This window comes from Streptomyces sp. SAS_281 (assembly GCF_052542855.1).
Genome location: NZ_JBMNDO010000034.1, coordinates 21,540 through 45,771, shown reverse-complemented (window position 1 = coordinate 45,771; position 24,232 = coordinate 21,540). Strand labels below are relative to the sequence as shown.

General features: G+C 72.3%; 22 protein-coding genes. 9 read left to right on the top strand and 13 right to left on the bottom strand.

What is annotated here, in order from left to right:
* Positions 1–55: 55 nt before the first annotated feature.
* On the top strand, positions 56–1,765 hold the full coding sequence (locus ACN6LM_RS15730; RefSeq protein ID WP_445065982.1) for a SpoIIE family protein phosphatase: 1,710 nt from the start codon (positions 56–58) through the stop codon (positions 1,763–1,765).
* Positions 1,766–1,771: 6 nt separating this feature from the next.
* Here the strand turns inward: ACN6LM_RS15730 and ACN6LM_RS15725 are convergent, their stop codons facing one another.
* From ACN6LM_RS15725 to ACN6LM_RS15710, 4 genes are read right to left on the bottom strand one after another with little or no spacing between them, the layout of a single operon-like run.
* Positions 1,772–2,377: a hypothetical protein gene (locus ACN6LM_RS15725; RefSeq protein ID WP_445065981.1), complete on the bottom strand. Its 606-nt coding sequence runs from the start codon at positions 2,375–2,377 to the stop codon at positions 1,772–1,774.
* Positions 2,374–3,621: an MAB_1171c family putative transporter gene (locus ACN6LM_RS15720; protein ID WP_445065980.1), complete on the bottom strand. Its 1,248-nt coding sequence runs from the start codon at positions 3,619–3,621 to the stop codon at positions 2,374–2,376. Before ACN6LM_RS15720 ends, ACN6LM_RS15725 begins: the two co-directional genes overlap by 4 nt.
* Before the next feature lie 60 nt (positions 3,622–3,681).
* On the bottom strand, positions 3,682–4,242 hold the full coding sequence (locus ACN6LM_RS15715) for a toxin (protein WP_445065979.1): 561 nt from the start codon (positions 4,240–4,242) through the stop codon (positions 3,682–3,684).
* A gap of 3 nt (positions 4,243–4,245) precedes the next feature.
* Complete coding sequence (locus ACN6LM_RS15710) at positions 4,246–4,692, bottom strand: hypothetical protein (RefSeq protein WP_383292980.1); 447 nt, start codon at positions 4,690–4,692, stop codon at positions 4,246–4,248.
* A gap of 473 nt (positions 4,693–5,165) precedes the next feature.
* Between ACN6LM_RS15710 and ACN6LM_RS15705 the strand changes: the two genes are divergently transcribed.
* Positions 5,166–6,608 (top strand): DEAD/DEAH box helicase, encoded by a 1,443-nt coding sequence (locus ACN6LM_RS15705; protein WP_445065978.1) that lies wholly within the window; start codon positions 5,166–5,168, stop codon positions 6,606–6,608.
* Here ACN6LM_RS15705 and crcB (ACN6LM_RS15700) read toward each other — a convergent pair.
* Genes crcB (ACN6LM_RS15700) through crcB (ACN6LM_RS15690) form a run of 3 tightly spaced genes read right to left on the bottom strand, consistent with a single transcriptional unit; the run spans position 6,580 to position 7,720 of the window.
* Positions 6,580–6,954 (bottom strand): fluoride efflux transporter CrcB, encoded by a 375-nt coding sequence (gene crcB / locus ACN6LM_RS15700; protein ID WP_445065977.1) that lies wholly within the window; start codon positions 6,952–6,954, stop codon positions 6,580–6,582. The genes ACN6LM_RS15705 and crcB (ACN6LM_RS15700) overlap by 29 nt on opposite strands.
* On the bottom strand, positions 6,951–7,304 hold the full coding sequence (locus ACN6LM_RS15695) for a DUF190 domain-containing protein (protein ID WP_445065976.1): 354 nt from the start codon (positions 7,302–7,304) through the stop codon (positions 6,951–6,953). The genes crcB (ACN6LM_RS15700) and ACN6LM_RS15695 overlap by 4 nt, the downstream gene beginning before the upstream one ends.
* Complete coding sequence (crcB, locus tag ACN6LM_RS15690; protein ID WP_445065975.1) at positions 7,301–7,720, bottom strand: fluoride efflux transporter CrcB; 420 nt, start codon at positions 7,718–7,720, stop codon at positions 7,301–7,303. The genes ACN6LM_RS15695 and crcB (ACN6LM_RS15690) overlap by 4 nt, the downstream gene beginning before the upstream one ends.
* Before the next feature lie 253 nt (positions 7,721–7,973).
* On the opposite strand from crcB (ACN6LM_RS15690), the gene ACN6LM_RS15685 reads away from it, so the two are divergent.
* The 5 genes from ACN6LM_RS15685 (at position 7,974) to ACN6LM_RS15665 (ending at position 13,512) form a co-directional block, all read left to right on the top strand.
* Entirely contained in the window at positions 7,974–8,750 is a 777-nt protein-coding gene (locus ACN6LM_RS15685; protein ID WP_445065974.1) for a peptidoglycan recognition protein family protein, read from the top strand.
* A 47-nt stretch (positions 8,751–8,797) separates the two neighbouring features.
* Positions 8,798–9,382 (top strand): GNAT family N-acetyltransferase, encoded by a 585-nt coding sequence (locus ACN6LM_RS15680; protein ID WP_445065973.1) that lies wholly within the window; start codon positions 8,798–8,800, stop codon positions 9,380–9,382.
* Positions 9,383–9,476: 94 nt separating this feature from the next.
* Entirely contained in the window at positions 9,477–11,675 is a 2,199-nt protein-coding gene (locus ACN6LM_RS15675) for an MMPL family transporter (protein WP_445065972.1), read from the top strand.
* 5 nt (positions 11,676–11,680) lie between these two features.
* Positions 11,681–12,871, top strand: a complete 1,191-nt coding sequence (locus ACN6LM_RS15670) for a sensor histidine kinase (protein WP_445065971.1) — start codon at positions 11,681–11,683, stop codon at positions 12,869–12,871.
* Positions 12,868–13,512 (top strand): response regulator, encoded by a 645-nt coding sequence (locus ACN6LM_RS15665; protein WP_425812774.1) that lies wholly within the window; start codon positions 12,868–12,870, stop codon positions 13,510–13,512. Before ACN6LM_RS15670 ends, ACN6LM_RS15665 begins: the two co-directional genes overlap by 4 nt.
* Before the next feature lie 6 nt (positions 13,513–13,518).
* On the opposite strand, the gene ACN6LM_RS15660 is transcribed toward ACN6LM_RS15665, so the two are convergent.
* From ACN6LM_RS15660 to ACN6LM_RS15650, 3 genes are all read right to left on the bottom strand, one after another.
* Positions 13,519–13,857, bottom strand: coding sequence for a P-II family nitrogen regulator (locus ACN6LM_RS15660; RefSeq protein WP_445065970.1), 339 nt, complete (start codon positions 13,855–13,857; stop codon positions 13,519–13,521).
* Positions 13,854–15,164, bottom strand: a complete 1,311-nt coding sequence (locus ACN6LM_RS15655) for an ammonium transporter (RefSeq protein ID WP_445065969.1) — start codon at positions 15,162–15,164, stop codon at positions 13,854–13,856. The genes ACN6LM_RS15660 and ACN6LM_RS15655 overlap by 4 nt, the downstream gene beginning before the upstream one ends.
* Before the next feature lie 182 nt (positions 15,165–15,346).
* Positions 15,347–16,882: a hypothetical protein gene (locus ACN6LM_RS15650; RefSeq protein ID WP_445066000.1), complete on the bottom strand. Its 1,536-nt coding sequence runs from the start codon at positions 16,880–16,882 to the stop codon at positions 15,347–15,349.
* A 399-nt stretch (positions 16,883–17,281) separates the two neighbouring features.
* Here ACN6LM_RS15650 and ACN6LM_RS15645 point away from each other — a divergent pair, with 399 nt between their 5' ends.
* Both ACN6LM_RS15645 and ACN6LM_RS15640 read left to right on the top strand, forming a co-directional pair.
* The gene (locus ACN6LM_RS15645; protein ID WP_445065968.1) at positions 17,282–18,298 is read left to right on the top strand and encodes a glycoside hydrolase family 11 protein; all 1,017 of its coding nucleotides are present in this window, start codon (positions 17,282–17,284) and stop codon (positions 18,296–18,298) included.
* Between the two features lie 191 nt (positions 18,299–18,489).
* A complete protein-coding gene (locus ACN6LM_RS15640; RefSeq protein WP_445065967.1) occupies positions 18,490–19,263 on the top strand; it encodes a PASTA domain-containing protein in 774 nt (257 codons plus the stop codon).
* A 69-nt stretch (positions 19,264–19,332) separates the two neighbouring features.
* On the opposite strand, the gene ACN6LM_RS15635 is transcribed toward ACN6LM_RS15640, so the two are convergent.
* The 3 genes from ACN6LM_RS15635 to ACN6LM_RS15625 all read right to left on the bottom strand — a co-directional run bounded on the left by ACN6LM_RS15635 (position 19,333) and on the right by ACN6LM_RS15625 (position 24,131).
* On the bottom strand, positions 19,333–20,112 hold the full coding sequence (locus ACN6LM_RS15635) for a sporulation protein (RefSeq protein ID WP_445065966.1): 780 nt from the start codon (positions 20,110–20,112) through the stop codon (positions 19,333–19,335).
* 75 nt (positions 20,113–20,187) lie between these two features.
* Positions 20,188–20,535: a hypothetical protein gene (locus ACN6LM_RS15630; protein WP_445065965.1), complete on the bottom strand. Its 348-nt coding sequence runs from the start codon at positions 20,533–20,535 to the stop codon at positions 20,188–20,190.
* 317 nt (positions 20,536–20,852) lie between these two features.
* Positions 20,853–24,131, bottom strand: a complete 3,279-nt coding sequence (locus tag ACN6LM_RS15625) for an AfsR/SARP family transcriptional regulator (protein WP_445065964.1) — start codon at positions 24,129–24,131, stop codon at positions 20,853–20,855.
* Between the last annotated feature and the right edge of the window lie 101 nt (positions 24,132–24,232).

Genomic DNA, 24,232 nt, shown 5'->3' with positions numbered 1-24,232 from the left:
CGAGGATGAAGGGCCGGGCAGCAGGCGGCCCGCGCCCTGCCCGAGGAGGTTCGTCTTGCCGGTGCACGCCGACCATCCGCCGTCCATCGACGTCACGGCGCTCGCCGCCGTGCTCGACGGCACGACGGCGGGCGTGGCCGTGTTCGACACCGAGCTGCGCTACGTGTACGTCAACCCGTCCCTCGTACGCCACAACGGCATCCCGCCCGCCGCCCACATCGGCCGCCGCCCCAACGAGGTCCTGCCCGACATCGACGCCCGCGAGGACCTGATGCGCGCCGTGCTCGCGGACGGCCGGGCGCGCGAGGTCACCTCCAGCGGCCGGCTGCCCGCCGAGTCCGGGACCGCCCGGGTCTACTGGCACGGGGCCTACCACCGCCTGGAGGTGAACGGCCGGGTCGCCGGCATCGTCGGCATTGTGCTGGAGGTCATGGCCGACGACGAACAGCGCCGGCTCGCCCAGGCCCAGCGCCACCTCTCGCTCCTCGACAGCGCGAACACCCGCATCGGCACCACCCTCGACATGGACACCACCTGCGCGGAGCTGGCCGACCTCGTCGTCCCCGGCCTCGCCGACATCGCCGCCGTCGAGGTCTTCCCGCCGGACGTGGCCCCGCCGGTGCGCCCTGCTCCGCCCGACGTGGTCCGGCTGCGCCGCGCGGCCATGTCGGCCGTGCGCGGGCTGAGCGGCGAGGTCGCCCGGTTCGGGGTGGCCGGTGACTACATCGACTACCAGGAGGAGGCCGCCGTATCGCGCTGCCTGGCCACCAATCAGCCCGTCGTCGAGGACATCACCGACGACGAGCGGTTGAGCCGGTCCGCGCCCACCCCGGAGCGCGTCGCCGCCTACCGGGAGCTCGGGCTGCACTCGGCGGTCGCCGTGCCGATCTCGGTGCGCGGCGCCCCGATCGGCGTGCTCGGCCTGCTCCGGGCCGGCGGCTCGCCCGTCTTCTCGGACGACGACGTGGTGGTGGCCCGGGAGCTCGCCGGGCGGGCCGCCGTCCATCTCGACCACGCCCGCCGCTTCACCCACGAGCACACCATCGCCCTGGAGCTCCAGCGCTCCCTGCTCTCCGAGCCCCGGCCGCCCCACCCGCACATCGAGGTCGCCACCCGCTATCTGCCGGCCGACCGCAGCGTCCTGGTGGGCGGCGACTGGTTCGACGTCATCCCGCTGCCCGACGGGCGGCACCTGAAGGCGATGGGCGACGTCATGGGGCACGGCGTCGAGGCGGCCGTCGCGATGAGCCACTACCGCTCGCTGCTGCGCCTCCTGGCCGACGAGGAACTGCCCCCGCACCGCATCCTGGAACAGCTGGACCGGATGGTGGAGCGGTCCGGGATCGACCGGGCGGCGACCTGCCTGCTCGCCGTGGTGAACGCGGACGGCGGGCAGTGCGAGGTGGCGAGCGCGGGCCACCTGCCGCCGGTCTTCCTCGACCCGGGCGCGGCGGGCACCCGGATCTGCGACGTACCGGCGGCCCCGCCGCTCGGCACCGGGTTCGGCGGCTACCGGTCCACGGTGATGGAGTGCGGCCCGGGCACGGTGCTGTTCATGTACACCGACGGGCTCGTGGAGCGGCGCGACGAGGACATCGACACGTGCGTCGCCCGGCTGGGGGAGCTGACCCTGCCGGACAACGGCGATCTGGAGACCTTCCTGGACCGGGTGCTCGAACGCTTCGGACCCAACGCCGAGGACGACATCGCGGTCATGGCCTCGCGGACCCGGGACGAACCGGACGCCGCGGACCCGGCGACCTGAGCGGGGTCACCCGAACAGGAACGCCCCCGCCGTCGCCGCTCCCAGCGCCGTCCCCGCCGTGACCTGGCCGACCGTGTGGTAGCCGAGCGCCACCCGCGACCAGGAGACGGCGGCCGCCATCGCGTACCCGAGGAGCCACCACGGCGAGTGGACGGCGGCGAGCAGGGCGACCACGGCCGAGGCCACGGAGGCGTCCACGGAGATCTTCCACACCGTGTTGACCGCCAGCAGCACGACCGTCATCGCCCACAGCGCGAGCATCGCGACCAGGATGCCGGTGGGCGCCCCGCCCAGCACCATGACCGCCGAACCGGCGCCGATGGAGCCCAGGATGACGAAGAAGATCGGCGCCCGCTTGGTGCGGTCCACGACATGGCGGTCGCCCCAGGTTCCGCGCCCCCGCTCCCACTCGATGTACCCCGCGGGCACGATGCCGGCGCACAGCGCGCCGAGCAGCCCCCAGGGCACGCCGGTCCAGTCCCCGGCCGCCGCGAGGCCGATGCCGAGCATGCCGACGAGCAGCAGGTTGCGGGGCTGGAGGACGTCGGTCACCCTCCGCGCCAGGGCGTGGTCGGGGGCGGTCGCGGGGCCGGTGGTGTCGGTGGTGGTCATGCCGGCTGCTCCTTGCCCGTGGCGGTACACATGTCGAGGATCTGACGGGCCCGCTCCGGGGTCACCGTGCGGTACGCCGCCGCCACCCGGACCAGCCAGGCGACCTCGCCGTCCTGGTCGGTGGCGTGCTGGGTGGACACGGCCGCCGCCGCGCCTGCGGGTGCCCCGGCGGCACGGGCGGTCAACGCCGCCTTGATCCAGTACGCGTCGGCGAGCGGCGAACCGGAACCGCCCCCGGCGGCGGCCTCGGCGGCGGGCAGCAGGGTGTCCGGGACGTAGTGGCGCAGCTTCTCGACCGCGTCCGCGATGTCCGCCGCCCAGCGGTCGACGCGCAGGTCGGCGGGCGTGTCGAAGCGGGTCAGCTCGCGCCGCAGCGGGCGCGGCGGCTCGAAGGGCTGGTCCGGGAAGGCGGTCATCAGCTCGTACCAGAGGCCGTGCAGCCGGGCCTGCGCCCGCCAGAGCTTGGCACGGCGGCGGACGTTGCCGAGGGCCGGGATGGAGGCGCCGACCGCGAAGAAGAGGAACAGGACGACCTGGGCGGCCTCGGTGACCTCGTCGAAGTCCAGCGCGAAGGACTCGCTCGGCCGGTCCACGACGCTGACCCAGAGGAACAGCGTCCGGCTGACGGTGTACCCGACGCCGATGAACATGGCGAACGTCATCATCCCGAGCCCGACGCGCAGATGGCGCATCCGGGCGCTCCCGGTGGCCAGCGCCCACTGGTACGCGCAGACGGCGGACGCGGCGCCGAGGTAGAGGTAGAACACGCTCATGTACAGCGTGGCGCCCCACTGCCCGGCGTGGTCCGCGACGAAGCGGTCCGAGGGCGTGGAGCGGTCGACCACGGTGAAGAACAGCACGGTGAGCAGCACCAGCGTGGCGACCGACGCCTTGGCCGCGACCTGCTGGATGAGCCGGGCGAACCGTACGTGCCGGGGGATGGCGCCCTCGTCCGCGTACCGGCCGTAGATCGCCACGATGTAACTGAGAATGGCCAGAATCGCGATGGTCGCGGTGTAGTGCTTGATGAGGACCGACAGGTCGGTCACCGGGCTGTCGTTGAGCCCGACGCGCACGAACCGGGTCTTCGTCCAGAGCGCCAGCGCGAATCCCGCGTAACACCCCCACAGCGCCCGGCGGCGCCGGTCCTCCTCGTCACCCCACAGGGCGGCCGGCATGCGCCACAGGGCGACGGCGGTCATCAGGCCCGCTATGAGATAGCCGGCGAGGTCGAGCGGGGTCACGGCGGAAGTCCTCGGGAGTGGGGGGAGCGGTGGGGGGAGCGTGGTCGGGCGGTACGGATGCTACGGACGCCGGAACAGGCCGCCGCGGCGGTGGGCGACCGGACGCGAGAGCGAGTTGGCGAGCCGCCCCACCATGTCATCGCTCGTGACGTCCCGGGCCATCCGGGGGATCAACGAGGCACCGAATTCGGCCATGCGTTCGTCGTGGGTGTCGTACTGCGCGCGCGCCTGCACGGCATCCGGGGCGAGCGCCGCGTCCGGGCCGACCATCCGGGAGATGAGCGAGGTGTCGAAGACCGGCAGCAGCCGCTGGAGCTGTTCCGCGTCGAGCGAGGTGCCGTGGTCGAACCACTCGTGGCACAGCTCGTGCAGGATCACGTGCTGGGTCTGGTACTCGGTGGGGCGCCGGCGGTACAGCACGAAGCTGGTGTCACCGGTCTTCAGACGCAGCCCGCAGGCGGCGTTGACGCGCGCCAGACGGTCGGGCATCTCGTGCAGCACGATGGTGCGGCCCCGGGCCGCCTCCATGTTGGCCACCAGGCCGGGTATCGAGAACGGAGAGGGCAGCGGCAACTCCGCGAGCCCCTCCTCGCACTCCCTCCGCAACTTCCGCATGGACATGGCTCAGCCCTGCTGTCCGCCGCCGGCCGGGGGCGTGCGCTCCTCGGCGTCCCGCAGCAGGGACATCGCGAACCGCAGCAGCTCCGGCGGCAGCCCTTCCTCGTCGAGCCCGCGTCCGGCGAGCCCGCTGATCTCGCCGGTCCGGCGCTTGGCGAGGAACTGGAGCCCGGCCACGACGTCGTCGACGACCTCGGACTCCTCCTTGAAGAACCGCCAGTCCACGCCGAAGCCCAGCCCGAGCGCCTTCAGGATCTCCTCGGACGGCTGGGTCACCTTGCCGGCCAGGATGTTGGAGAAGTAGCTGTGGGAGAGCGATCCGCCGCGCTCCCTGACCAGGTCGGCGAAGAACCGGCCCGAGATCCTGCGGCCGGGAAAGGTCTTCTCGACCATGTACTCGACCTTCTGGCGCAGCGTCCGCAGCTCGGGCGCGCGCTCTTCGCCGTTGTCCATCCGGCCCCCACGTTCACGTCCGCCGCAGGCCCCTGTCCGGCCCCGGGCGGCGCTCGATTCGGTCAACGGGCTCGTACTGTAACGAACCGCGGACCGTGGCCTTCCGGTCGGGCTCCCGGAGCGAAGGTGAAGCGGAACAATCTGATCCGGTGCCCGGAGCGGGCTTGCGCAAACACTCTACGTCACTGTTAACTCGAAAAAACATGGGCAGGGGGCCACGAGGGGAGTCCCTTGCCCGTGAAGACGCCTGTGCGCGCCGCCGCGCCCACAAAGGGGTGTAGCCCTTCACGACGGGGGATGCGTGAAGGGCTACCCGCACATTATGGCCCCTGGCCGGGCAGTCATCAACTGACCGGCCGGTCAGTGTCCTTGTCCGGGGCCCGTTTTTCCGGGTCCGGCGCCCCGCACCTGCCCCGGTTACCATCGGAAAAGACCCGCGGGACGCCGCGCCTTCCCAGACGAAAAGGTTCCGCTTGAGCCGCGACCGCACCCCCCGCTCCCACGACCGCTCCTCCCGCTCCCGCGGCCAGGGCTCGGCGGGCTCCCGCACGGGCGGCGGCTTCCGCACCCGGGGCGCCGGCCGCTCAGGAGGCCCCGACCGCCGCTTCGGCGGGAAGGGCGGCAAGCCCGTCGCGCGGCAGGGCGAGTACGAGCTGCCGAGGACCGTCACCCCGCCGCTGCCCCCCGTCGCGGCCTTCGCGGACCTGGACCTGCCCGACGCCGTGCTGGCGGCGCTGACCGAGCAGGGCGTCACCGAACCGTTCCCGATCCAGGCGGCCACCCTGCCGAACTCGCTGGCCGGGCGCGACGTGCTGGGCCGGGGCCGCACCGGCTCCGGGAAGACCCTCGCCTTCGGCCTGGCGGTACTGGCCCGCACGGCGGGGCACCGCGCGGAGGCCCGGCATCCGCGCGCCCTGGTCCTGGTCCCCACCCGCGAGCTGGCCCAGCAGGTGACCGCCGCGCTGACCCCGTACGCGAAGCCGCTGCGGGTGCGGCTGGCGACCGTCGTCGGCGGGATGTCGATCGGCCGCCAGACGGCCGCGCTGCGCGGCGGCACCGAGGTCGTCGTCGCCACGCCGGGCCGCCTCAAGGACCTCATCGAGCGCGGCGACTGCATCCTGGACCGGGTCGAGGTGACGGTGCTGGACGAGGCGGACCAGATGGCCGACCTGGGGTTCATGCCGCAGGTCACCCAGCTGCTCAACCAGATCCCGCCGGACGGGCAGCGCATGCTGTTCTCGGCGACCCTGGACCGCGACGTCGACCTGCTCGTCCGGCGCTACCTGAACGACCCGGTCGTCCACTCGGTGGACCCGGCCGCGGGCGCGGTGACGACGATGGAGCACCACGTGCTCTACGTACGGCCCTCCGACAAGTTCGCCACCACGACGGAGATCGCGGCGCGCGACGGCCGGGTGATCATGTTCCTGGACACCAAGCACGCCGTGGACGAGCTGACCGCCCACCTGCTCAACAGCGGGGTCCGGGCGGCCGCCCTGCACGGCGGGAAGTCGCAGCCGGAGCGCAACCGCACCCTGGAGCGCTTCAAGACCGGGCACGTCTCGGTGCTGGTGGCGACGAATGTCGCGGCGCGCGGCATCCACGTCGACAACCTGGACCTCGTCGTCAACGTCGACCCGCCGGCCGACCCCAAGGACTACCTGCACCGGGGCGGACGCACCGCCCGGGCCGGGGAGTCCGGCACCGTCGTCACGCTGGTGCTGCCCAGCCAGCGCCGCGAGATGACCCGGCTGATGGCGGACGCGGGCATCAGCCCGCAGATCGCGGAGGTCCGCTCCGGCGGGGAGGAGCTGAGCCGGATCACCGGCGCGCGGGCCCCCTCCGGCGTCCCCGTCACCATCACCGCGCCGCCCTCCGAGCGCCGGGTCAGGCCCAGAGGGCCTCGGCGAGCGTGACGCCGGCGAAGGCCGCGCCGAGGCCCACGACGACGCTCACCACGACGTTGGCCGCCGCGTAGACCTTGGCCCCGTCCTCCGCGAGCCGCAGCGTCTCGTAGCTGAACGTGGAGTACGTGGACAGCGCCCCGCACAGCCCGGTCCCGAGCAGCAGCTGAAGGTGCGAGGAGGCCGCCCCGGCCGCCACCGCACCGGTCAGCGTGCCCAGGATCAGGCAGCCGGCCGTGTTGACGGTGAACGTGCCCCACGGGAAGACGGTGTCGTGGCGGGACTGCACCGCCCGGTCGGTCAGATAGCGCAGCGGGGCGCCGACCGCCGCACCGGCGATCACGAGCAGCCAGTTCACTCCTGGTCCCCCCGTATCCCGGGGTTCCGTACGATCTCGCAGGCGTCCAGCGTCACCGGGCAGCCGCCGGTCAGCTCGGCGATCTCCGGCAGGAACGCCCGTACCGCCTCCTCCGCGTCCACGATCACCACGGCCACCGGCAGGTCCTCGCTCAGGGACAGCAGCCGCTGGGTGTGGATCACCGACGAGGCGCCGAAGCCCTCGATGCCCCGGAAGACGCTGGCGCCGGCCAGCCCGGCGGCGTGCGCCCGGTGCACGATCTCCGTGTACACGGGCCGGTGGTGCCAGCTGTCGGACTCGCCGACCAGTACGGTCAGCCGCAGCCCCGGTTCGGTCACGGGTGTGGTCATGCCTGCCTCCACGCCAGTGCGCGGCGCGTCAGCCACACCGCGCTCCACACCGCTGCGAGGGCCGCGAGCAGTGTCACTCCGAGGTAGACCAGTCCGGTGCCGGCCCGGTCCTCGGACACCAGCCGTTCGATGTCCACCGCGTAGGTCGAGAAGGTGGTGAACCCGCCGAGGACCCCGGTCCCGAAGAACGGCCGGACCAGTCGGTGCGCCGCCCAGACCTCGCTGATCACCACCATGAACACGCCGATGACCGCGCAGCCGGTCACGTTGACGACGAGGGTCGTCCAGGGGAAGCCGCCGGTCGCGGTGGGCCAGAGCAGCGAGGCGCCGTAGCGGGCCGAGGCGCCGGCCGCGCCGCCGAGCGCGACCACGGCGACGACGGCGGTCTGCGGGTTCTTCGTGAGGATGCCGGGCATACGTCTCCTACCTGCCGGGGCCCCCGCCGGGCGCGGGCGCACGTCTGCGCAAGTAGGGACCGTTGGCGGCGCGTCAGGCGTCCGCGGTTCGGGTACGGCGGGCCCCACCGCCGCGCGGGGACCGTCACCGGCCCGCCGCTTCCCCCAGGATATCGCCGGATCGGGCCGGTCCGGGCTATTCCCCGTCCGGGCCGATTTCACCCGATCGGCCACCTCATCTGCGGGCCGGGCAGGATACCCGCAGGGTGGAGCCATGTGGCCCCACCGAATATGGCTGGGTGCCGCGGTCCTCCCGCTGGCTCTCCTGGTGCCGCGGGACGCCCCGGTGCCCCACGTCCTGGCCGAACCGCCCGCCGCCCCCCGCACGCGGGCGGTGGCCGCGCCGCAGCCGGTGATCGTCAGCCGGACGGCCTGGCACGCGGACGAGTCCATCGTCCGGGAACGTGCCGTCTACACGGGCGCCGTCCGCGCGGTCTTCGTCCACCACACCGGCGAGACGAACGACTACGACTGCGCCGAGGCGCCCGAGCTGATCCGGAACGTCGAGGAGGCCCACATCAAGGGCCGGGGCTGGGACGACATCGGCTACAACTTCCTGGTCGACCGGTGCGGCACGATCTACGAGGGCCGGGCCGGCGGCATCACGCGCTCGGTGCGCGGCGCCCACACCACGGGCTTCAACGCCGACAGCGTGGGCATCGCGGTGCTCGGCGACTACCGCGACGGCGAGAAGGTCCCGGCCCCGGTCGTGCGGGCCCTGGCGACCCTCGCGGCCTGGAAGCTGCGGCCGGGCGAGGACCCGCGCGGGAAGGTCCGGCTGCGGTCCACCAACGACGCGAGCCGCTACCCCAAGGGCGAGGTGGCCGTGCTGAACGTCATCTCCGGCCACCGCGACACGTACCAGACCCGCTGCCCCGGCCAGGCGCTGTACGACGAGCTGCCGGAGATCAGGTCGATGGCGGCGGCCATGCGCGCGGCGGCCGGGCGCGAGGGGGAGGCGGACACGGAGGATGCGGGCAATACGCACTAGTGCAAATATTATTTGACGCTAGTACGTACGAGGGTAGGGTGACGGGCATGACCGCCACGCGCCCCCTCCCCGTGACCCTGACCGGCAGCCACGTCCGCGTCGAACCGCTCGCCCCCGCCCACCTGGACGACCTGTTCGCCGCCGGCGGCGGCGACGACGAGGTCTGGCGCTGGCTCGGCGGCCCGGTGCCCCGCACCCGTCAGGACATGGAGGCCGCGCTCGCCGCGATGCTCGCGAACGCGTCGTACGTCCCGTTCGCCGTCGTCCACCTGGCCACCGGGCGGGCCATCGGCTGGACGGCCTTCCTCGACATCGACGTGGCGCACGAGCGCCTGGAGATCGGCTCGACCTGGTACGGCCGCGCCCACTGGCGGACCGCCGTCAACACGGAGACCAAGCTGCTCCTGCTCACCCACGCCTTCGAGGACCTGGGCATGGGCCGCGTCCAGTTGAAGACCGACCACCTCAACGACCGCTCCCAGAGGGCGATAGCCCGCCTCGGCGCCCGCCACGAGGGCGTCCTGCGCCGCCACCGCCGCCGCCCGGACGGCAGCTGGCGCGACACGGTGTACTTCTCGCTGCTCGCGGACGAGTGGCCGGAGGCGAAGGCGCGCCTGGCGGCGCGCGTCTGACCGCGCGACCGCCGGATGTCCACCGACCGGTGGACCACCGGTTCCACCGGTCGAGGCTGCCGGGCGCACCCCCCTCCGAAACAGCATGGAGGACATGAGACTTCGACCCGTACACCTGGCCCGGTGGAGCGCCCGGCACCCCTGGCGCGCGATCACCGGATGGTTCCTCTTCGTCCTCCTCTGCCTCGGCGCCGGCATCGCCGCGGGCTCCAACCCGGCCACCACGAAGGACTTCTGGGTCGGTGAGGCCGGTCACGCCGAGTCGATGGCCACCGACGGCGGCCTCCAGCGCCGGCCCACCGAACACATCCTCATCCGGTCCGCCTCCGGCCCCCTGGACACCGCCCGGGCCGACGAGGCGGCCCGCGAACTCACCCAGCGCATGCGGGCCCTGGACGAGGTACGCGAAGTGGAGGCACCCGTCCCCTCGAAGGACGGCACCGCCCTGCGGGTGAGCGTCGTCATGGAGGGCCCCGAGCTGGACGGCAGGAAGAACGTCGTCCCGCTCCTCGCCGAGACCGCCGAGGTGGCCGACGCGCACCCGGAGCTCGTCGTGGAGGAGACCGGCTCGCCGGCCATCAGCAAGGGCGTCAACGACCAGCGCGGCGACGACCTCGCGCTCTCCGAACGGCTCTCCCTGCCGGTCACGCTCGTCATCCTGCTGGCCGTCTTCGGCTCGGTGGTGATGGCCGGGGTGCCGCTGCTGCTCGCGCTCTCCTCGATCGCCGCGGCCATGGGCCTGTCCATGCTGGCCTCGCACCTGCTGCCCGACCCGGGCGTCGGCACCAACATGCTCCTGCTCATGGGCCTCGCGGTCGGCGTCGACTACACCCTCTTCTACCTCAAGCGCGAACGCGAGGAACGGGCCCGTGCGGGCGGCCGGCTCGGCCCCGAGGCACTGGTGGAACTCGCGTCGGCGACCGCCGGCCGGGCCGTGGTGGTCTCCGGCCTCGCGGTGATCGTCTGCACCGCGACCCTCTACCTCGCCACGGACGTCATCTTCTCCTCGCTGGCCACCGGCACCATCCTCGTCGTCGCCGTGGCCGTGCTCAGCTCGCTCACCGTGCTCCCCGCCCTGCTGGTCAAGCTGGGCCACCGCGCGGAACGCCGCGCCGCGCACAGGGCCGCCCGACGGGCGAAGCGCGGGGCGCCCGTCGCCGCGAAGCGCCCGAAGCCCGAGAACGGCCGCATGTTCACCGCCCTCCTGCGCCCCGCCCGGCGCCACCCCGTGGCCACCCTGTGCGCGTCCGTCCTGGTCATGCTCGCCGTCGCCGCGCCCGCCCTGGGCCTCAAGCTCGTCGACCCCGGCAAGGACACCTTCTCCCGCTCGATCCCCGCCATGCAGGTGTACGACCGGCTGACCGCCGCCTACCCCGAACTCCTCGTGAAGCACGAGGTGGTGACCCGTACGAGCCCCGGCCGGGCGCCCGAGGCGAGGGCGGCGCTGGCCGAACTCGGACGGCGCGCCCAGGCCGACCCGCTCTTCGCCCACACCGGGAAGCCCGTTCTCCGCACCTCCGCCGACGGCCGCGTCACCGTGCTCGAACTGGCCGTCCCGCACCCCGCGCCCTCCGACGAGGCCATCGCGTCCCTGGACCACCTCCGCGACCGCTACATCCCCGCCACCGTCGGCAGGCTGACCGGCGCCGACACGGCGGTCAGCGGTGACGTGGCACGCGGGCAGGACTACGTGCACCACGAACGCGGCAAGCTGCCGCTGGTGATCGGCTTCCTGCTGCTGTTCACGTTCGCCACGACCGCGGTCGCCTTCCGCTCGGCGGTCATCGGCCTGATCGGCGTCGTCCTCAACCTGCTCTCGGCCGCCGCCGCACTCGGCGCGCTCGTCCTGGTCTTCCAGGGCACCTGGGCCGAAGGGCTGCTGGACTTCGACTCGCTCGGCGCCATCGCCTCCCGCGTCCCGCTCTTCCTCTTCGTGCTGCTCTTCGGCCTCTCGATGGACTACCAGGTCTTCGTCGTCAGCCGGATCAAGGAGGCCTTGGACCACGGCATGACGGCCCGGGAAGCGGTGCTCGAAGGCATCGCCCGCTCGGCGAAGGTCGTCACGAGCGCCGCCCTCGTCATGGTCACGATCTTCGCGGCCTTCGTCTTCCTGCACCTCACGGAGATGAAGCAGATGGGCTTCTGCCTCGCGGTCGCCGTCCTCCTGGACGCCGTGGTGATCCGGATGATGATCCTGCCGTCGCTCCTGCTGCTCCTCGGCGACCGCGCCTGGCCCCGGTCCCGCCGCGCGACGGCGGCCACCGCGTCCGCCCCGGCCGTCCCCGTAGGCTGACGGACATGCTTCAACGGCCCCAACGCGGCGACCCGCTCTGGATCTGGGTGCTCCACGGCTGGGAGGCCCTGTCCTGGGGCCTCGTCGCCCTCGTCACCCTGGTCACGATGGCAGGCGGGTCGCCCGGGAGCCGGAAGCTCGGCATCCTCGGCCTGACGGTCCTCGTCGCCGCCTGTTACGCGTGGGTGCGGCTGCGCCCCGGCAGCCGGGTGCCCGGCCCGTACGGCTATCTGTCGGTGCTCGTCGTGGGGCTCGGGCTCCTCGCCTACCTGGGCGACGGGTTCGGCGCCCTCTACACCGTGGTGCTCGCCCAGTTCATCGTCTTCGTGGACAGCCCCCGGGGCGCCGTCCTCTTCGCGGGGCTCGGGGCGCTGGGGATCACGGTCGGCGGGAGCCTGCGGGAGGGCGGGCAGCCGGAGGTCTTCCTCCACAACACCGTCTCCTCGCTCCCCGTCTGGGCCGCCGCCGTCCTGATGGCCGTGCTCACCCCCCGGGCCCTGGCCCAGCGCGACGAACGGGCCGCACTCCGCGCCGAGTTGCAGAGCACCCAGCTCGAACTGGCCGAGAGCCAGCGGCGCCAGGGCGCGGCCGAGGAGCGCGAACGCCTCGCCCGGGAGATCCACGACACCCTCGCCCAGGGCTTCGCCTCGATCATCGTGCTCGCCGAGGCGGCCAGGTCCCAGCTCGCGGCGGATCCGGCGCGCAGCGCGCAGCAGTTGCAGTCCATCGAGCAGACGGCCCGGGAGAACCTGGCCGAGGCCCGCGTCCTCGTCGGGTCCGCCCCCAGCAGCGGCGTCGCCGCGGGCTCCGTCGCCGCGACGCTCCGCCGCACCCTGGACCGCTTCACCGAGGACACCGGCCTCACGGTCACCGCGGAACTCGCGGACATCGACTGCGACCAGCCGACCCGGGTCGCCCTGCTCCGCTGCACCCAGGAGTCCCTGGCCAACATACGCAAACACGCCGCCGCCACCACCGTGGGCGTCGTCCTGACCGCCCACCCCGGCGGCGCGGAGCTGGAGATCACCGACGACGGGCGCGGCTTCGTCGTGGCGGACTCCCGGGGCTTCGGCCTGGACGGCATGCGCCGGCGCCTCGCGGAGTTCGGCGGCGGGCTCACGGTCACCAGCTCGCTCGGCGACGGCACCCGCGTCCTCGCCACCATCCCGCTGCACGAGAGGCCCCAGGTGCCATGACGCCCACCCCCGCGCCCCTGCGCATCATCCTGGCCGACGACCACACCGTGATGCGTGCGGGGCTGGTCGCCCTGCTGGGCTCCGAGCCGACGCTCGACATCGTCGGCGAGGCGAGCGACGGCCGCGAGGCGGTCGCCCTGGCCGAACGCCTCCGCCCGGACGTCGCCCTGCTCGACCTGCGCATGCCGGTCCTCGACGGCGTGGGTGCCACCACGGAGATCGTCGCGGGTCCCGCACCGACCCGGGTGCTCATCCTCACCACGTACGACACCGACGCGGACATCGAACGCGGCGTGGAGGCGGGCGCCACCGGCTATCTGCTCAAGGACGCCACCCGCGAGCAGCTGGTGGACGCCATCCACGCGGCCTCACGCGGCGAGACGGTCCTCGCCCCGCGCGTCGCCCAGCGCCTGGTCGCCAAGATGCGCCGCCCGGCCCCGGTCGCCCTGACCGCCCGCGAGTCGGACGTCCTCGAAGCGGTCGCGGACGGCCTGTCCAACGCGGAGATCGGCCGCCGGCTGTTCATCGGCGAGGCCACGGTCAAGACCCACCTCCTGCGCATCTTCGCCAAGCTGGACGTCAACGACCGCACGCGCGCGGTGGTGGTGGCCCTGGACACGGGCCTGCTGAAGCGCCGCTGACGGCCTCTACAGCGCGTCCGGCCCCCGCTCGCCCGTGCGGACCCGCACCACCGTCTCCACGTGCTGCACCCACACCTTGCCGTCGCCGATGCGGTCCGTGCGGGCGGCCCGGACGACCGCGTCGACGGCGGCCTCCTCGTCCGCGTCGTCCACGACCGCCTCGATCCGCACCTTGGGCACCAGGTCCACGCGGTACTCGGCGCCCCGGTACACCTCGGTGTGCCCGTGCTGGCGGCCGTAACCGCCGGCCTCGGTGACGGTCAGGCCCTGGACACCGGCCTCCCGGAGCGCGGTCTTGACCTCGTCGAGGCGGTGGGGCCGTATGACGGCGGTGATGAGCTTCACGGAGTGGTCTTCCTGTCCCTCGGGAGCGACGCCGGCTGCGGGGCCGCGTGGCCCAGCGCGCCGTGATCGTAGGCGCTCTCCGCGTGCAGCGTCTGGTCGAGGCCCGTGACCTCCTCCTCGGCCGAGGCCCGCAGGCCCATCAGCCGGTCGATCGCCTTGCCGATCCCGTACGTCACGAGGAAGGTGTACGCCGCCACCGCGACCACGGCGACCGCCTGCTTCAGGAGCTGGGCCGCCCCGCCCCCGTACAGCAGGCCCTCCGGGCCCCCGGTCATCGTGGCGGTCGCGAACAGGCCGATGAGCAGGGTGCCGACGACGCCCCCGGCGAAGTGCACCCCGACGACGTCGAGCGCGTCGTCGTAGCCGAAGCGGAACTTCCACGCGACCGCGTACGAGCAGACGGCACCGGCCGCGAGCCCGACCGCCGCACCGCCCACCAGGGAGACCGTGCCGCAGGCCGGGGTGATCGCGACGAGCCCGGCGACCGCGCCCGAGGCGGCGCCGAAGGTGGTGGGGTGTCCGTCCCGCTTCTGCTCCACGAAGAGCCAGCCGAGCAGTCCGGTGCAGCCCGCGACGACCGTGTTGAGCATCGAGGCGGCGGCCAGCCCGTTCGCGGCGAGCGCGGAGCCGCCGTTGAAGCCGAGCCAGCCGAACCACAGGAGCCCCGCGCCGAGCATCACCATCGGCAGGTTGTGCGGGCGCATCGCGTCCTTCCGGAACCCGATGCGCGGCCCCACCACGAGCGCCAGCGCCAGTCCCGACGCGCCGGACGCGATCTCCACCACGAGCCCCCCGGCGAAGTCCAGCGCGCCCAGCGTGTCCTTGATCCAGCCGCCGGGCCCCCAGACCCAGTGCGCGACGGGCGCGTATACGAGCAGCGTCCACACCGGTACGAAGACGAGCCACGCGGCGAACTTCGTACGGTCCGCCACCGCACCGCTGATCAGCGCCGCCGTGATGATCGCGAAGGTGAGCTGGAAGGTCGTGAACAGCAGGGTCGGCACCCCGCCGGTCAGCGCGTCCGGCCCGATGTCCGCCAGACCCAGGTGGTGGAGGTCGCCGACGAGCCCGCCGAACGCGTCGTCGCCGAAGGCCAGCGCATAGCCCGCGACCAGCCAGACCACGGTGACCAGAGCGATCGAGACGAAGCTCATCATCAGCATGTTGAGGACGCTCTTCGTGCGGACCATGCCGCCGTAGAACAGCGCGAGGCCGGGGGTCATCAGCAGCACGAGGGCGGTGGCGGCGAGCAGCCAGGCGGTGTCGCCGCTGTCCAGGCCGGGCGCGGCCACGGTCACGGGGGTCACGGGGGAGTCCCTCCTCGGGGCGGGGAGCGGTGGGAGCGACTGCGAGCGTGACCGGCTCGCGTTTCGGCGAGGGACCCCGTGTGTTTCCGCCGTATTTCATTGCCCGGGTGTTGCCGGGATCTCACGGGCGCGGCGCGGCGGTGCGGGCCGCCCCGAGGGCCCGCGGGCCGGCCCCGAGCGTGTCAGCAGCCCCCCGTGAAGCGGGTGAGCCCGTACGCCGAGTCCAGCCGGTACGTCCCCGCCTTCCGCACGGTCAGCCGCGTCCACTCGCCGTCCTGCCGCAGGCAGGCCCCGCCCGCCCCCCGCACGCGGAGCCACGGCGAGTACGCGACCCGTACGGTCACCGAGCCGGCCCGCTCCATGCGCAGGACCATGTCCGCGTCGCCGCTGGTGGTGACCGTGGCGGGCGGGGGCGCGAGCGGGGTGGCCTCGCGGACCCGGTAGACGGTCCAGCCGTCGTCCTCCCATACCTGGTCCAGCCACGGCAACCCGCGCCTGATCAGGGCGGCTTCGGCCTCGGCGGGGCCGTCCGGCCGCCCGTGGTGCAGGACGACGAGGCCCACGGCCCAGTGGTCGAGCCAGGCGCGGTAGCGGTCCGGGGTGAGCTCGCCCTCGTAGAAGAGGCGCCCGCGCTCGACGTCCAGCTGGCGGTTCCAGCCCCGGGCCATGTTCACGTGCGGGGCGAGGACGGCGGCCTCGCGGTGGTTGCGCGCGGGGACGACCTCGACGCGGACCCGGTCGGCGCCCAGCCGGTCGAGCGCGGCGACGACGCCCCCGGTGTGGGACGCCCAGGCCGGCACGGGGGTGGCGACGCGGAGATCGGAAGCCGTCTTCTGGAAGAGCCAGACCCCGGTGATCACGAGGACGGCGGCCAGGAAACCCGTACGCGCCCGCGCCCCGGCGCGGACCGTGTCGAAGATCGCCGCGCACAGCAGGGGCACGGCGACCAGGCCGAGCAGCCGCTCGACGTTCGTACCGATGGGGGAGGCGACGAGGAACGTCAGCACCACGCCGACCGCGTACACCACGGCCCCGTACCGTGTCAGCCGCCACTCCCGCGTCCGGGGCGCCGCGAGCGCGAACACCGCGCAGACGAGGACCGGTATGCACAATCGGTCCGCGTGCATGGGCTGTTCGCCCTGGAACGGGAACAGCAGGGTCGTCGCGCCGACGACCGCGAAGAACGGGACCATCAGGACCGCGCCCGTGCGCCACCGCCGGTCCAGCAGGTACGCCGCCCCCACGACGACCAGGAAGAGCCCGGCCACCGGGCTCGCCATGGTGGCCAGCGCCCCCGCGATCGTGGCCACCACGGGCCGGTGGGCGTACCGGCAGGCGACGAGGCCGATGGCCACGCCGAGCGCGAAGGTCGTACGCCCCGACGCGACGTTGCACCACAGGGCGAACGCGCCGAGCAGCGCGGGCGGGAGCGGCCGGCGCAGGCCCGCGCGGGCGAAGAGGCGGGCCAGCAGCCAGGTGGCGGCGAGCCCGGAGACGACGGAGACCGTGCGGACACCGGCGTAGGCCATGACGTACGAGGAGAAGACGCTGTAGTTCGCGGTGTGCGTCCCCCCGTACCAGGAGAGGTTGTACGCCGATCCCGGGTGGCGCGCGGTGAACCCGGCCCAGGCGAGCTGCGCGGCGAGGTCACCGGCCCCGGTGGCCAGGAAGGCGGCCCACACGGCGTACAGCGGCAGCACGGCCGCGACGGAGATCAACGGGACACGGTGGACCCGCCACCAGGGGGGCCGCCCCGGCTCCCGATCGGAACTGTCCGTGTCCGCCCGTACGCCCTCATCGATCGCCACCCGGCACACCTTAGGGGGCGTTGCCCAGAGGGGTGTCCAGGGGCCTTCAAGAAGCTTCGAAACTTTCGAAATCGATGGTGTGAGAGATCGGGGGACTGCTTGCTTCCGCTCGAATTCGAGCCCGGCTACTGACGAGGAGGTGTCCAATGACCTGGGAGTTCACTCAACTCCCCTATCCCGAGGGGCAGTCGAAGGTTTCGCAACTCGTGCCGAAACTATTGACACCCCCAGAGGCCGGTCCAACACTGAGCGCCGTCGGCAGGCCCCCGCCGACGCCCACCTGCTCACGGGACCAGGAGGACATCCCCCATGCACGCAGCCCCCGCACATCCGACGAGCCGCACCAGAGCCCCCAGCGGAGTACGGCTGTTCATCCGCAGCGCCTTCGCCCTGGTGATCGCGGTCGTCGCGGCCATCGCCCTGCCCGGCACGGCCACCGCCGACACGACCGTCACCTCGAACCAGACGGGGACCAACAACGGCTACTACTACTCCTTCTGGACCGACAGCCCCGGCTCCGTCTCCATGAACCTGGGCTCCGGAGGCAGTTACGGAACGTCCTGGCGCAACACCGGAAACTTCGTCGCGGGCAAGGGCTGGAGCACCGGCGGCCGCCGCAGCGTGACGTACTCCGGCTCCTTCAACCCCTCGGGCAACGCCTATCTGGCCCTCTACGGCTGGTCGCAGAACCCGCTGGTGGAGTACTACATCGTCGACAACTGGGGCACCTACCGGCCCACCGGCACCTTCAAGGGCACGGTCACCAGTGACGGCGGCACGTACGACATCTACGAGACGACGCGCACCAACGCCCCTTCGATCGAGGGCAACAAGACGTTCAAGCAGTACTGGAGCGTCCGCCAGTCCAAGCGGACCGGGGGCACCATCACCACCGGCAACCACTTCGACGCCTGGGCCCAGCACGGGATGAACCTCGGCAGCTTCAACTACATGATCATGGCTACCGAGGGCTACCAGAGCAGCGGCAGCTCCAGCATCACGCTGGGCAGCACGTCCGGTGGCGGTGACACCGGCGGCGGCAACACCGGCGGCGGCAGCAACGGCTGCACCGCCACCCTCTCCGCGGGCGACAAGTGGAGCGACCGCTACAACCTCAACGTCGCGGTCTCCGGCTCCAGCAACTGGACCGTGACGATGAACGTCCCGTCCCCGGAGAAGATCCTCTCCACCTGGAACATCAGCGCGAGTTACCCCAGCGCCCAAGTGCTGACCGCCAAGCCCAACGGCAGCGGCAACAACTTCGGCGTCACCATCCAGACCAACGGCACCTGGACCTGGCCGTCGGTCTCCTGCACCACGGGCTGACCGTGCGGTGCGCTCCGGGGCGGCGGCGGGGGGGGGGGGGGGCCGGTCCGGAGCGCACCGGCCGTCCGCCCCCGATGCTAGGGCCTCCTCCGGGCCGTCACGGATTCATCACTTATGGAGAGCCTGCCTCCTCTTGCGGTGGAGCGTGCGTATACGGTCATGCCTCCATCAATCGCACCTTGGGGGGACGAATGAGCTGGGACAACAGCACCCAACAACCCTGGGGCCCGGCCCCGGAGAAGCCGGCCGGAGCGGCCTCGGGCCTGCCCGCCTGGGCGCGCAAGCGCGTCCTCGTCCCGGCGGCCGCCGGCCTGTTCGTCGCCGGAGCCGTCGCGGGGAGCGCGGGCGCCGGCGGCAGCGGTACGGAGAACGTCGGCAGCGTGACGCCCGCGCCCCTCGCGACGGTCACTGTGACGGCGTCGCCGAAGGCCGTCGCCGAGCCTCCCGCGCCGAAGGGCACGATCCGGCCGGCCGACGACGCCGGCGCGAAGGTGTCCGTGCCCGACTTCGTCGGCATGGGCCTCCAGTCCGCGCAGGACGCGGCCCAGGCCAAGGGCTTCTACGCGCTGACCTCGCACGACAGCGCGGGCCGGGACCGGATGCAGCTGCTCGACCGGAACTGGAAGGTCTGCTCCCAGAACGTGCCGGCCGGCACGTCGGTCTCGTCGACCACCACGTTGGACTTCGGCGCCGTGAAGACCGAGGAGAGCTGCCCGGCCGGGGACCGGAAGCCCCCGAAGACGGTGGGCGGACGGATGCCGGACCTCGCGGGCGCGTCGGTGAACACCGCGCGCGACGCGCTCGACCCCGGGACCTCGCTCACGGTGAAGGACGCCGCCGAGGGCCGCATGGTGCTGCTGGAGAGCAACTGGAAGGTCTGCACCCAGGTGCCGGCGGCGGGCGCGAAGCTGAACGGGCAGCCGGTGGAGATCACGGCCGTGAAGTTCGAGGAGAGCTGCCCGTAGGGGCGCCCCTCTCCCGGCTGCGTGGCCGTGGGCTCCCGTGCGGGAGCCCACGGCCCGGACTCCGGCCCGTCAGGAGGCGGGCATCTTCGTGACCAGGTCGATCCATGTCCGCGCTTCGGCCGCGAAGTCGACCCGCCCGATGTCGTGGTGGGCCGCGACCCAGCTCCCCGCCGGGGGCTTGTCCTCCCAGTCGTCCTGAGCGGGAGCGGCCCGGCGCAGATAGACCTCGCAGCCGACCCGGTTGGTGACGAAGCTCAGTTCCAGCTGGGAGGGCCGGTCGCCGGTGCCGACCCGGTCGGCGAGCAGGAAGGTCTGCGTCAGGTACAGCCCGTAATCGACCGTGGGGATCTGGCCGTCCGTGACCTCGCACGCGTCGCACAGGTAGCCCTCGGCGGCGAAGGCGTCGAAGACCGCCTCGTGCAGCGGGAGTGCGGCGACATGCACGAGGTCGTGGTCGCCGACGGCCTCGTCGTCCCCGACCCGCACCTTCGTGCCGAGTCCGAGGACTGCTCCGACGGCCTGTCCGGACACCTCCGTCACGGGGACGTCCCAGGGGAGCCGGTGCTCGAAGGGCACCCGTCGCTCCTCGCCCTTGGCGAGCTTGAAGTAGGCCGAGGCGCTGGGCCAGCAGATCGTCTCCTGGGCGTCGGCTCCCTCGTAGGAGGGCTTCACCTCGGCGAACATCTTCAGCTCGACGCCGCGCAGTTCGACCTCGCGGTCGAGCGCGCGCACCAGGACCTCGCCCCGCAACGTCTCGCCGGGCCGTACGAAACCGGCCGCCACCTGTGTGTCGACCTCCAACGGCACAGAGCCGCCCCCGCCTATGCGCCGCAGGCGCTTGAACACCATGCCCGTAGGCTAAACGTCCCGTCTGTTCATGGCCATACACGAATCAGGCTGTTGCGCAGCGCTCCTGACGCGCCGTCAATTACTGCGCTCCAGCGCGTCGGCCCGCTCCGCCAGCCCGGCGGCCACCTCGTCCCAGTCCGGGCCGTGCAGCCACAAGCTCTGGGCCGCCTCCCGCAACAGGTCCGGTTCGTCCGGCCGCTGCAACAGCGCCAGCCGGTAGGCCAGGTTGCGGACCCACACGGGCAGACAGCCGTCCGCGATGTTCGGGCAGAGTTCGCGCAGCATGGCGAGGATGGCGTCCGCGTCGGCGAACGTGAGCTCCTCGACGAAGTAGTGCTCCCGGTGTTCGAGCCCGCACGCCGGGGTGGGCCGGTACTCGTCCCCGTACAGGCACCGCGCGTGCGCCGTCAGGGTCCTGTGCATGGCTGTCACCTCGTTGCGCGGCGGGAAGCGCTCGTCCCCCGGGAGCCGGCGCTGTCATCGTGGGGTGGACGGGATGCTCAATATCATGATGCAGCCGTTCTGGAGGCTGCTCCTGGACGATGCCGTCGCCACACCGGAATGTGCTGCTGTCACCAGGGCGGTCATACAGAGGAGGGTGGTGACCGCCAAAACCTTGTTCACTAGCCGTTTTTCCTTCCGCGTGGATCTTTCGAGCGGAGATTAGCAGAACGTAGGACGAGCAAACCGGCTATTATTACCGCAACATTCCTCTGGTATATGCCAGCGGCATTCCTCGGTTACGCCTCACGCTCTGCCGGGCGGCTTTCCTGGCGGTTATCAGATAAGTGTTCGAGCGCCTTTAGGTGGCGGTCGATGCGCTGCGCCTCGGCGGCATCCCGATGCTGATTCAACGCGAAAGCCCGCCGGAGCGAGGCCCGCGCGTCGCCGATATCGCCGGCCGCCAGCAGGACCTCCGCGAGCAGTGTCCGGGCGGCGGTCTCCTCCTCGACGTCGTCCGTGCGGGCGGCGATGGCCGCCGCCGTCCGGAGGCGGTCCGCCGCGACGGTCAGCCGGCCACCGGCGAAGTCGGCGCGACCGAGCCGGCGCAGCGCCTGGACTTCGTGGTGAGCTGCGCCGATGTCCTGCGCGATCCTCAGCGCTTCGAGGACGTGCCGGCCGGACTCCTCGACGTTTCCCAGCCGCCAGTGCGCCTCGCCGATCCCGACCAGGGTCTCGGCCTGGCTTTTGCGGTCGCCGAGCGCACGGAATTCCGTAAGCGTGGCCGCGAAGGCGGGGAGAGCGGCCGAAGGAGCACCCGATTCCATCAGTGACTCGGCCAGATTTCTGCGTACGGTCGCACAGTCGTACCGGCTTCCTTCGTTTTCCAGATACGCGAGAGATTCCTCGAACGAGCGACGGGCCGAGGCCACGTCTCCCGTCTGCATCTGTAATTCCCCGATGTTGTTGAGCGTCTGGGCTGCGGCGGTCCTGTCGGCGGCACTGCGGAATCCGTCGAGTGCCTTGAGGAAATGAGTGAGAGCGCGCTCGCGGTCCCCCAGGAAGAGCATGGTCACCGCGATATTGTTCCGGCTGCGCGCCTGCTCCCAGACATCGCCCGACAGTGAGGCGAGTGCGAACGACTTCTGGAGCAGGACCAGGGCGTTCCGGTTCTCGCCGAGATGCCAGTTCAACGTACCCAGGACGCGGAGCGCCGCGGCCTCGGCGGCCGGGTCGTCCCGGGCCCGCGCGAGCTCCAGAGCCCGCTCCCCGGCCGCGGCGGCCTCCGCGTAGTCACCGACACTCGCACCCGCCGCGCACAGGTCGACCAGCGCCAGACAGAGAGCCGACGCGTCATCGGCCCGCTCCCAGTGGGTGACGGCGTGCCCCAGAAGCTTTCTGGCGTCGTGCCAGTGGCATTCGCCTTGCAGGAAGCCCGCCAGGGCACCGGCGAGCCGGGCGGCCGGCCCGCCGTCCCCGGTGCGGCGGGCGGACTCCTCGACGGCCAGAAGATTTCCGCGCTCCGCGGCGAGCCAGGACCGTGCCGCGGCGGGGTCCGTCAGGAGCCGCGCGTCCACCGCCGGGGGCGGCACCGCCGGTTCCGGACGCACACGATGGGGGTAGGCCATCCGGTCCGCGGCCTCAGCCGTCGTGACATAGAAGCCCGTCAGGCGGTCCATGGCCCGGCGGCGCTCCTGCTCGCTGTCCTCCGAGACGGACAGACCGCAGGCGTATTCCTTGAGGAGATCGTGGTACCGATAGCGATCGGGCAGGGGCTCGCGGAGCAGATGGCACGCCACCAGTCCTTCGAGCAGCCGTTCCGCCGTGTCGTGGGGCAGATCGAGCAGTGCGGCCGCCGCCGGAGTGGTGAACTCGGGCCCGGGATGGAGCCCGAGGCGGCGGAACGCCGCCCGCTGCTGAGCAGTGAGATCCCGGTAGGAGAGGGCGAACGCGCGGACCATCTCCTGTTCCTGATCCGCACTGTGAATCTCCGCCAGTCGTTCGGGACTTCGGGCGAGACGCTCGGCCAAGACCTCCAATGTCCAGGAGGTACGGGCGCGGAACCTGTGCGCCACCAGCTCGATGGCGAGAGGAAGGCACCCGCACAGATCCACTATCCGAGCGACCTGGCCGGTGTCACGGGTCCGTGCCCTTCCCGCGAATCCGCGGAACAACTCGACGGCGTCCTCTTCCGGGAGGACGTCGAGCGGTACGGACAGCGCCTGCGGTATCCCGGTCAGATGGCGGCGGCTGGCGACGATCGTCAGGCACGACGATCCGCCCGGCAGCAGAGGGCGTACCTGTCCGGGGCCGGTGGCGTCGTCCAGAACGATGACCACGCGACGCCCGGCCAGCATGGTCCGCCACAGAGCCGTGCGCCCCTCCAACTCGGAGGGAATGGAGAAGGCCGGCGCGCCGAGCAGTCTCAGCAGGGTCGCCAGCGCCGCCCGGGCGGTGAGCGGTTCCTGGGCCGGGGAATGGCCGCGCAGATCGATGTAGAGCTGACCGTCCGGGTACGTGTCGGCGAGCAGATGGGCCGTGGCGACGGCCAAGGCCGTCTTACCGACCCCCGCCATGCCGCTGACCGCCTCCACGGTGACGACCGTCCCGCCTCGCGCACCCCTCTCGGTGATCATCGAGGTCAGCGCCCGCAACTCCGGCCGGCGCCCCACCAGCGACGGCTGCTGCGGCAGATTGCGGCGCGGCGGCACCTCGTGCGGGGGGCCGGCGGAGCCGGGTGCTGCGGACGGTTCAGCGGCAGGCAGGCCCGGGGCGGCGGCGGCAACGAGCGGCGCGGCGGTCCGCTTCGCGCCACCGCCTCCGTGAGCCAGTTCACGCGCGGGCACGCGGGCCAGGACACCTTGGTGAATCAGGTTCAGCTCGGCGCCGGGCGGGGCTCCGTACTCCGTCCTCAGCGACTGCCGCGCCCGCTGGTACACCCGCAGGGCCTCCGCGTACCTTCCGCTGCCGTAGCACGCCACCATCAGCTGTCCGAGCAGGGTCTCGTCGCCGGGGTGCCGGTCGACGAGGGCGGTCAGCTCCCCCACGTAGTCGCTGAAGCGCCCCAGCCGCAGCCCGGCAGCGATGCGCGAGGTGCCGGCACTCAGCCGCGACTCCATGAGCGTGCGTCGTACGGTCGCTGCCCAGAGCCCCGGCAGACCCGCCAGCGCCTCGCCCTGCCAGAGCTCCTCCGCGCGAGCCAGCAGTTCCACCGTGCGCGCGTCGTCGTCGCTCCGGTACGCCGTGTTGACCAGGTGCTGGAACTGCCGCAGGTCCACGGCATCGCGGCCCGCGCGCAGCGTGTAGGTGTGCGCCCTGCCCACGATCGCTGGTGCGTCCGGCCCGGTGCCGGCCACCCGCAACTGACGTCGGAGACGCGACACATAGGTGTACGCGTTCGCCCGGGCACGCTCGGGAGGGTCGCCGTCCCAGAGGCGGTCCATCAGCTCGCCGATCGCGACAGGACGGCCCGCGTCGAGAGCGAGCGCGGCCAGTAACAGGCGTTCCTTGTCCGATTTGAGCGTCAGCCAGTGGCCGTTCAGCCGCAGTCCCACTGGTCCGAGAAGCTGAAATTCCACCAGCGCCCCCGCCGGTCCGATGGATGGCTCACGAGCATGACACCGCGCGCCGAATACCGCCATACAGCCTTACCGGAATTGGCGTGAATCACTTCGCCCGT